This window comes from Luteibacter sp. (assembly GCF_051958795.1).
GTDB lineage: Bacteria > Pseudomonadota > Gammaproteobacteria > Xanthomonadales > Rhodanobacteraceae > Luteibacter.
The window spans coordinates 1-7370 of the sequence record NZ_JBQCFT010000056.1 but is presented as its reverse complement, the minus strand read 5'-3'; the positions used below and the strand labels follow the sequence as shown (position 1 = coordinate 7370).

7 protein-coding genes are annotated in these 7370 nt (G+C 66.7%); 6 read left to right on the top strand and 1 reads right to left on the bottom strand.

Annotation, left to right across the window (positions count from 1 at the left end; translation table 11 throughout):
• Window positions 1-60 precede the first annotated feature (60 nt).
• Window positions 61-1221, top strand: a complete 1161-nt coding sequence (locus tag ACTHLF_RS03175) for a S1C family serine protease (protein ID WP_440324802.1) — start codon at window positions 61-63, stop codon at window positions 1219-1221.
• 120 nt (window positions 1222-1341) lie between these two features.
• On the opposite strand, the gene ACTHLF_RS03170 is transcribed toward ACTHLF_RS03175, so the two are convergent.
• Window positions 1342-2538 carry a lytic transglycosylase domain-containing protein gene (locus ACTHLF_RS03170; protein ID WP_440324800.1) on the bottom strand — a complete coding sequence of 399 codons (1197 nt, stop codon included), beginning with the start codon at window positions 2536-2538 and terminating at the stop codon, window positions 1342-1344.
• A gap of 160 nt (window positions 2539-2698) precedes the next feature.
• Here ACTHLF_RS03170 and miaB point away from each other — a divergent pair, with 160 nt between their 5' ends.
• The 5 genes from miaB to ACTHLF_RS03145 all read left to right on the top strand — a co-directional run.
• A complete protein-coding gene (gene miaB, locus ACTHLF_RS03165; RefSeq protein WP_440324798.1) occupies window positions 2699-4048 on the top strand; it encodes a tRNA (N6-isopentenyl adenosine(37)-C2)-methylthiotransferase MiaB in 1350 nt (449 codons plus the stop codon).
• Between the two features lie 126 nt (window positions 4049-4174).
• The gene (locus tag ACTHLF_RS03160; protein ID WP_440324796.1) at window positions 4175-5158 is read left to right on the top strand and encodes a PhoH family protein; all 984 of its coding nucleotides are present in this window, start codon (window positions 4175-4177) and stop codon (window positions 5156-5158) included.
• A complete protein-coding gene (gene ybeY, locus ACTHLF_RS03155) occupies window positions 5155-5622 on the top strand; it encodes an rRNA maturation RNase YbeY (RefSeq protein WP_440324794.1) in 468 nt (155 codons plus the stop codon). Before ACTHLF_RS03160 ends, ybeY begins: the two co-directional genes overlap by 4 nt.
• Before the next feature lie 179 nt (window positions 5623-5801).
• On the top strand, window positions 5802-6653 hold the full coding sequence (locus ACTHLF_RS03150) for an HlyC/CorC family transporter (RefSeq protein WP_440324792.1): 852 nt from the start codon (window positions 5802-5804) through the stop codon (window positions 6651-6653).
• Window positions 6654-6779: 126 nt separating this feature from the next.
• The coding region (locus ACTHLF_RS03145; protein WP_440324790.1) for a lipoprotein N-acyltransferase Lnb domain-containing protein at window positions 6780-7370 on the top strand (591 nt) is incomplete at its 3' end.

Below are 7370 nucleotides of genomic sequence, written 5' to 3'. Positions count from 1 at the left end.
TGCCAGATGTAAAGACATGGCAGCTAACTCCCCGCCAGGACGCGGAAAATTCGGCCACCCATGAACCAAGCTGCCCGCACGTTCGCCTTCGTCGCCCGCTTCGTCGTGCTTGGCCTTGCCATCGCGTTCGTCATCGGCCTGCTCTGGCCGGGCAGCGGCGCGCTCTTGCGGCAGCGCATCGTCGGACACGCGGAATCGGCGACCCAGGTGGCTGCGGGAGCCCCGGTTTCGTATGCCGACGCGGTGGCCCAGGCGGCGCCGTCCGTCGTGAATATCTACGCGAACAAGCTGGTCACCGAGCAGCCCCGGCAGCTCTACTCGGACCCCGAGCTGCAGCGCATCTTCAGCGTGCCGACCGGCCCGGTGCGCACGCGGCGCCAGCAGAACCTCGGCTCGGGCGTCATCGTCAGTGACGATGGTTACGTTTTGACCAACAACCATGTGATCGCCAACGCGGACGACATCCAGCTCCTGCTGTATGACGGCCGCGTCGCCAGCGCCAGGGTCGTGGGGTCGGATGACGAGACCGACCTGGCCGTGCTGAAGGTCGATGCCGGCAACCTGCCGGCGATCAAGATGACCGATGCCGAGAGCCGGCCGCGCGTGGGCGATGTGGTCCTCGCCATCGGCAACCCCTTCGGCATTGGCCAGACCGTGACCATGGGCATCGTCAGCGCCATCGGCCGCCAGCTCAACCTGTCGAGCTTGGAGAGCCTGATCCAGACCGATGCGGCCATCAACTTCGGCAACTCCGGTGGCGCGCTGGTCAATGCGCACGGCGAGCTGGTGGGCATCAACACGTCGCTGATCGGCCAGGCCGTGGGTGCCGAGGGCATCGGCTTCGCCATCCCGGTGCAGAGCGCGCGCGATGTGCTGGACCAGATCATCAAGACCGGCCATGTGGTGCGTGGCTGGATCGGCGCCGACTACGGCCCCGTCCCCGTGTCGGCCGAAAGCGGCCTGCCCTCCGCCGCGCGCGGCGTGGTGGTGAACGAGGTCTCGCCAGGCGGCCCCGCCGCCCTGGCCGGCCTCCAGCAGCGCGATGTGGTGCTCAAGGTTGGCGACGAGGACATCCTGGATGCCTCGGACCTGCGCAAGCTGGAGGCATCGCTGAAGCCCGGGGTGGCGGTGAACGTGTCGGGGCTGCGCAGTGGGCAGCCGTTCTCGCTGTCGGTCGTGCCGAGCCAGCGGCCGCCGACCTCGCCGGTGCAGACCCAGTAGGAGCCCACCCTGTGGGCGACGCCGTACGCGAAAGAGCTACACGCTCTGTTGCGTCATCGCGAAAGATGTCGCCCACAGGGTGGGCTCCTACAGCGGGTCTTGCGCCGTGATCGCAGCGGGTCAGGACCCGCGATCCGCCAGCGGCACCCCGGTAGCCGGCCGCTTCAAACCTTCCGCATAGCGCTTGCGCAGCAGGCCGACGCGTTCCACGTAAACCCGCGTTTCATCGTACGGCGGCACGCCGTTGTAGCGCTGCACGGCCCCGGGCCCGGCGTTGTATGCCGCGGCAGCCAGGCGCTCATCGCCGTTGAAGGTCTGCAACAGCAGCGCCAGGTAACGCGCACCGCCACGGATGTTCTGCTGCGGGTCGAACACATCCTGCACGCCCATGTCGCGCGCCGTCCCGGGGATGAGCTGCATGAGGCCCTGCGCGCCGGCAATGGAAAGCGCCCGCGGGTTGAATGCGCTCTCCGCGTGGATCACCGCGCGCAGCAGCGCCTCGTCCACGTGGTAGTCGAGGCTGGCGGTGCGGATCACATCGCCGAACGAGGTGAAGTTCAGCGCGACGGCGTTGAAGTTGATCTTCGAGTGCACATCGCAGGCGACGCAGGTGGCGATGTAGGTAAAGAGCATCTTGACGCTCCCGCCCTTCCCTGCACCCGCCTGCGGGATGTTGGTGTACTCCACGCCGCCATCCGGGCGGGTGATCCGGTAGACGGCGCCGCGGAGCACACGCGAGCCCTTGGGGGCGTCCGCGGCCGGTGCCGAAGCCAGGTCGGCCGAGGCGGATTCCTTGTAGTCCCAGCTGCCCTTCGGTGCGGTCACCGGTGGAAGCGCTGCCTTGGCCGCCTCCATCTTCGCCTCGGCGTCGGTCACGACGCCGCCGGTCACGCCGGCGAGCGAGGTCACGGGTTCGCCTGGCCCGACCACGCCGCCCGACACGCCCTTGAACGACACCGCGGTCGCGACCGGTCCAGGCGCCGCGGCCGGGTCCGGCCCGGGGAGCGGTGCCGCGGCGGGGCGCGGCGTCGCCGCCCGCGGCAGATCCGCGCCCTTCCCCAGCGCCGGCCGGGCTGGCCTGGCCGAGGGCGTGCTACCGATCCGCTTGCAGTCCTTGTACCCGGCCGTACTGCCGGAGAAGACGGTTTCGCCGGTGCTACCGGTGCAGCGATACAACGAGCCCGCCACCGCAGGCCCGGTGGCCAGCCCAAGCAACAGGACGCAGAGTGCCGCGGCCCTTTTCAGGACCGGCCGGCAGGCAAGGAAACGGCGGGCGTGATGGCCGGCGCTTTCCCCTGGCGTCGCGTCGTCAACCATGGGCGCGATTGTCCGCCACCACCGCCCCGCCAGCAAGGGCGAACAACGTGACCTTCTTCACGCAAGTCATTGATCCACGGCGGGCATCTGGCGCCGGGGGCGGCCCCGGCGTAAACTGCGCGGTTCGGTAATAGGCCATGCAACACGGTACCCAAGCCCCATGAGCGGCAAGCTTTTCATCAAGACCCACGGCTGCCAGATGAACGAGTACGACTCGACCAAGATGGCCGACGTGCTGCGCGCATCCCATGGGCTCGAACTGACCCAGGACGAATCGGAAGCCGACGTCATCCTGGTCAACACCTGCTCCATCCGCGAGAAGGCCCAGGAAAAGGTCTTCAGCCAGCTCGGCAAGTGGAAGGAACACAAGAAGAACGGCAAGCCCGTGCTCATCGGCGTGGGCGGCTGCGTCGCGTCGCAGGAAGGCGATGCCATCCTCAAGCGCGCGCCCTACGTCGATCTGGTCTTCGGCCCGCAGACCCTGCATCGCCTGCCGGAAATGATCGAAGCCCAGCGCAACAGCGGCAAGGCGCAGGTCGACATCAGCTTCCCGGAAATCGAAAAGTTCGACCGCCTGCCGGAGCCGCGCGCCGAAGGCCCCACCGCCTTCGTCTCGATCATGGAAGGCTGCTCGAAGTACTGCTCGTACTGCGTGGTGCCGTACACGCGCGGCGAAGAGATCAGCCGGCCGTTCGACGACGTGATCGTCGAGGTGGCGCAGCTCGCCGAACAGGGCGTGCGCGAGGTCAACCTGCTCGGCCAGAACGTCAACGCCTATCGCGGCCCCATGCACGATGGCGGCGTTGCCGACCTCGCCGTGCTGATCCACGCGATCGCGCAGATCGACGGCATCGGCCGGATCCGCTTCACCACGTCGCACCCGCTGGAGTTCTCGGATTCGCTGATCGAGGCGTACGCCAACGTGCCGCAGCTGTGCAATTACCTGCACCTGCCCGTCCAGGCCGGCTCCGATCGCATCCTCTCGGCCATGAAGCGCGGCTACACGGCGCTGGAATTCAAGCAGAAGATCCGCAAGCTGCGCGCCGTGCGCCCGGACATCTGCATCTCCTCCGACTTCATCGTGGGCTTCCCCGGTGAAACGGAAGATGACTTCCAGAAGACCATGAAGCTGATCGACGACATCGGTTTCGACCAGAGCTTCTCCTTCATCTTCTCCTCGCGCCCGGGCACGCCGGCGGCCAACCTGGCCGACGACACGCCGGCCGACGAGAAGCACGCACGGCTTACCCGCCTGCAGGCCGCGATCAACGAGAACGCGCGCAAGATCAACGAGGCGATGGTCGGCACCGTCCAGCGCGTGCTGGTCGAAAAGGTCAGCCGCAAGAACGCCGCCGAGATGACCGGCCGCACCGAGAACATGCGTTACGTGAACTTCCCCGGCCACCCGCGGATGATCGGCCAGTTCGTCGACGTGGTGATCACCGAGGCCATGAGCAACTCGCTGCGTGGCCGCGTGCGCCTCGATGATGAGGTCGCGCTCGCTTCGTAGGAGCCCCCCCTGTGGGCGACGCCGGGGGCGCCGGCGCCCCAGGGCCTGTTCCGTCGAGGCGAAAGATGTCGCCCACAGGGTGGGCTCCTACGAAGCCACCGATCCGCCATAAATCTCCAGGGCTCTATGAACTCAGGTCTTTCCCAGCGTGATTTCGCCCTCGATCCCGAGGACAACGCCCGCCTTGCCAACCTCTGCGGTCCGCTCGATGAGCACATCCGCCAGATCGAGCTGCGCCTCGGCATCGAGATCGACCACCGCGGCAACATCTTCCGCGTGATCGGCGACGACGCGTCGGCGCAGGCGGGCGAGCAGGTGTTGCGCTCGCTCTATGAAGCGACCGCCAGCGAGACGCTCAACGGCCAGGTGATCAACGTGCGCCTCGCGGAATCCGGCATCGACGCGCTGAATGCCGAAGCCGCGGAATCCGCGCAGGACGTCGTTATCAAGGTGAAGCGCGGCGTGATCAAGGGCCGCGGCCCCAACCAGGCCCGCTACCTGCATGCCATCACCACGCACGACATCAACTTCGGCGTAGGCCCGGCCGGTACCGGCAAGACCTACCTCGCCGTCGCCAGCGCCGTGGAAGCGCTCGAAGCCAACCGCGTGCAGCGCGTGCTGCTGGTCCGCCCCGCGGTCGAGGCGGGCGAGAAGCTCGGCTTCCTGCCCGGCGACCTCAGCCAGAAGATCGACCCGTACCTGCGCCCGCTGTATGACGCGCTGTACGAGATGATCGGCTTCGAGAAGGTGGCCAAGCTGATCGAGCGCAACGTGATCGAGATCGCGCCGCTGGCCTACATGCGCGGCCGCACGCTCAACGATTCGTATGTCATCCTCGATGAAGCGCAGAACACCACCGTCGAGCAGATGAAGATGTTCCTGACCCGCATCGGGTTCGGCTCGGTCGCGGTCATCACCGGCGACGTCTCGCAGGTCGACCTGCCCCGGCACATCCGCTCCGGCCTGCGCCACGCCATCGAGGTGCTGCGCGGTGTCGACGGCATCAGCTTTACCTTCTTCACCTCGCGCGACGTGGTGCGCCACCCGCTGGTGGCCAAGATCGTGCGCGCCTACGAGGCGTTCGAGCAGAAGCAGGATAACGAACAGTGAGCCAGCTCGACGTCGCCGTGGGCTACGCCACCGCCTCGCGCAAGGGCATCCCCGCCGCCGCCAGCTTCCGCCACTGGGTGGACGTGGCGCTGAAGGGCGCGCGCCGTCGCAAGGCGACCGAGGTCTCGATCCGCATCGTGGATGCCGAGGAAGGCCAGGCCCTGAACCGGCAGTACCGCGGCCGCGACTACGCCACGAACGTGCTTTCCTTCGAGGCGGATCTTCCGCCCGGGGTGAACCTGCCGCTCATCGGCGACCTGGTGATCTGCGCGCCCGTGGTGGCCCGCGAGGCCGCCGAGCAGGGCAAGAAGCCCAACGACCACTGGGCCCACCTCACCATCCACGGCACCCTGCACCTGCTGGGCTACGACCACATCGAGGATGGCGAGGCGGAGGAGATGGAGGCCCTGGAGACCCGGATCCTCAAGGGCCTGGGCATCGCCGACCCTTACCTGGCGCCGTAGGAGCCCACCCTGTGGGCGACGCCGTTCGCCACTACGCCACAGGGCCTACAGCTGTACGGCGAAAGATGTCGCCCACAGGGTGGGCTCCTACACGGACCGTCGGCCCTGTCCCCTGAACCGTCACGGAAATTCCAGTAGACTGCCTCTTCCGCCCGGTTTGGGCCGAACATCAAAGAGTAATGAACGAGGACCCTGGTAGTACCAACGGCCCGGCTCACCGATCGTGGTGGGACCGACTGGGCCATCTGTTTTCCAGCGAGCCGCGCAACCTCGGTGAACTGATCGAGGAGCTGCGCACCGCACAGGTCAATGGCCTCCTCTCCAACGACACCCTGACCATGGTCGAGGGTGCGATCAAGGTGACCGAACTCAGCGTCGACGACGTCATGGTGCCGCGGGCCCAGATCGTCAGCCTCCCGGTCGAAGCCCCCCTCCCCGACATCCTGGCCGCCGTTGTCGAATCCGGCCACTCGCGCTTCCCCGTCCACGGCGAAGACAAGGATGAGGTGCTGGGCATCCTGCTCGCGAAGGACCTGCTGAAGTATTTCGGCAAGGCCGAGTGCAACGATATCCGTGGCCTGCTGCGCCCGGCCGTGCTCATCCCTGAATCGATGCGCCTGAACGTGCTGCTGGCGGAGTTCCGCCTCACGCGCAACCACATGGCGCTGGTGGTCGACGAATACGGCGGCGTCGCCGGCCTCATCACCATCGAAGACGTGCTGGAGCAGATCGTCGGCGAGATCGACGACGAGCACGATGACGAGGAAGACCCGATCCTGGTGCAGTCGCTGGACAACGGCGCGCTCACGGTCAGCGCGCTGACGCCCATCGCGGACTTCAACGAGGAAACCGGTGCGCATTACTCCGATGAGGAGTTCGACACGATCGGCGGCATGGTCACCTCCGAGTTCGGCCACCTGCCCAGCGTCGGCGAGGAAATCACCATCGGCGGTTTCCAGTTCCGCGTCACGGAAGCCGACGACCGCCGCGTGCAGCAGTTTCATGTCACCCGCGTGTCCGGCGAAAGCTGAGCACCCCGTAGGAGCCCACCCTGTGGGCGACGCCTCTCGCCGAATCGCCACCGGCCCTGCGGCTGCGTCGCGAAAGATGTCGCCCACAGGGTGGGCTCCTACAAGATCAATGGAAACCGACGCGCCATGCGCCACGCTTTGCTTCTACTCCTCGCTCTTTGCCTCATGCCATCGCTCGCCCGCGCCGGCATCGTCGACGCCCCGGCGTCGAATCTCGAGATTTCGCTGCTCACCTACGGGCCGGGCGATATCTACTGGGAGCGCTTCGGCCACGATGCGCTGGAGGTCAAGGACACGGTCAGCGGCGAGGCCATCGCCTTCAACTACGGCGTGTTCGATTTCGACCAGGATGGTTTCATCCTGAATTTCGCGCGCGGCATCATGGCCTACCGCATGGATGCGGAGACCACCGCCTCCGACGTGGCGTTCTACAAGAGCGAGGGTCGCTACGTGCACCGCCAGGTGCTGGCCCTGAGCGATGACCAGAAAGGCACACTGCGCCAGTTCCTGCTGTGGAACATCCGCCCCGAGAACGCGGGCTACAACTACGACTACTACCTGGATAACTGCACTACGCGGGTCCGCGATGCACTGGATTCCGCGCTAGGCGGCGTGCTGGATCGCCAGTGGCGTACCCAGCGTGGCGGCATGACATACCGCGAGCAGACAGCGCGCCTGATGAGCAACCAGGCATGGCTGATGCTCGGCATGGACCTT

What these genes read in the sequence shown, in the direction of transcription:
- ACTHLF_RS03175 (WP_440324802.1), top strand. Translation starts at nt 61, where the DNA reads ATGAACCAAGCTGCCCGCACGTTCGCCTTCGTCGCCCGCTTCGTCGTG.
- ACTHLF_RS03170 (WP_440324800.1), bottom strand. Translation starts at nt 2,538, where the DNA reads ATGGTTGACGACGCGACGCCAGGGGAAAGCGCCGGCCATCACGCCCGC.
- miaB (WP_440324798.1), top strand. Translation starts at nt 2,699, where the DNA reads ATGAGCGGCAAGCTTTTCATCAAGACCCACGGCTGCCAGATGAACGAG.
- ACTHLF_RS03160 (WP_440324796.1), top strand. Translation starts at nt 4,175, where the DNA reads ATGAACTCAGGTCTTTCCCAGCGTGATTTCGCCCTCGATCCCGAGGAC.
- ACTHLF_RS03150 (WP_440324792.1), top strand. Translation starts at nt 5,802, where the DNA reads ATGAACGAGGACCCTGGTAGTACCAACGGCCCGGCTCACCGATCGTGG.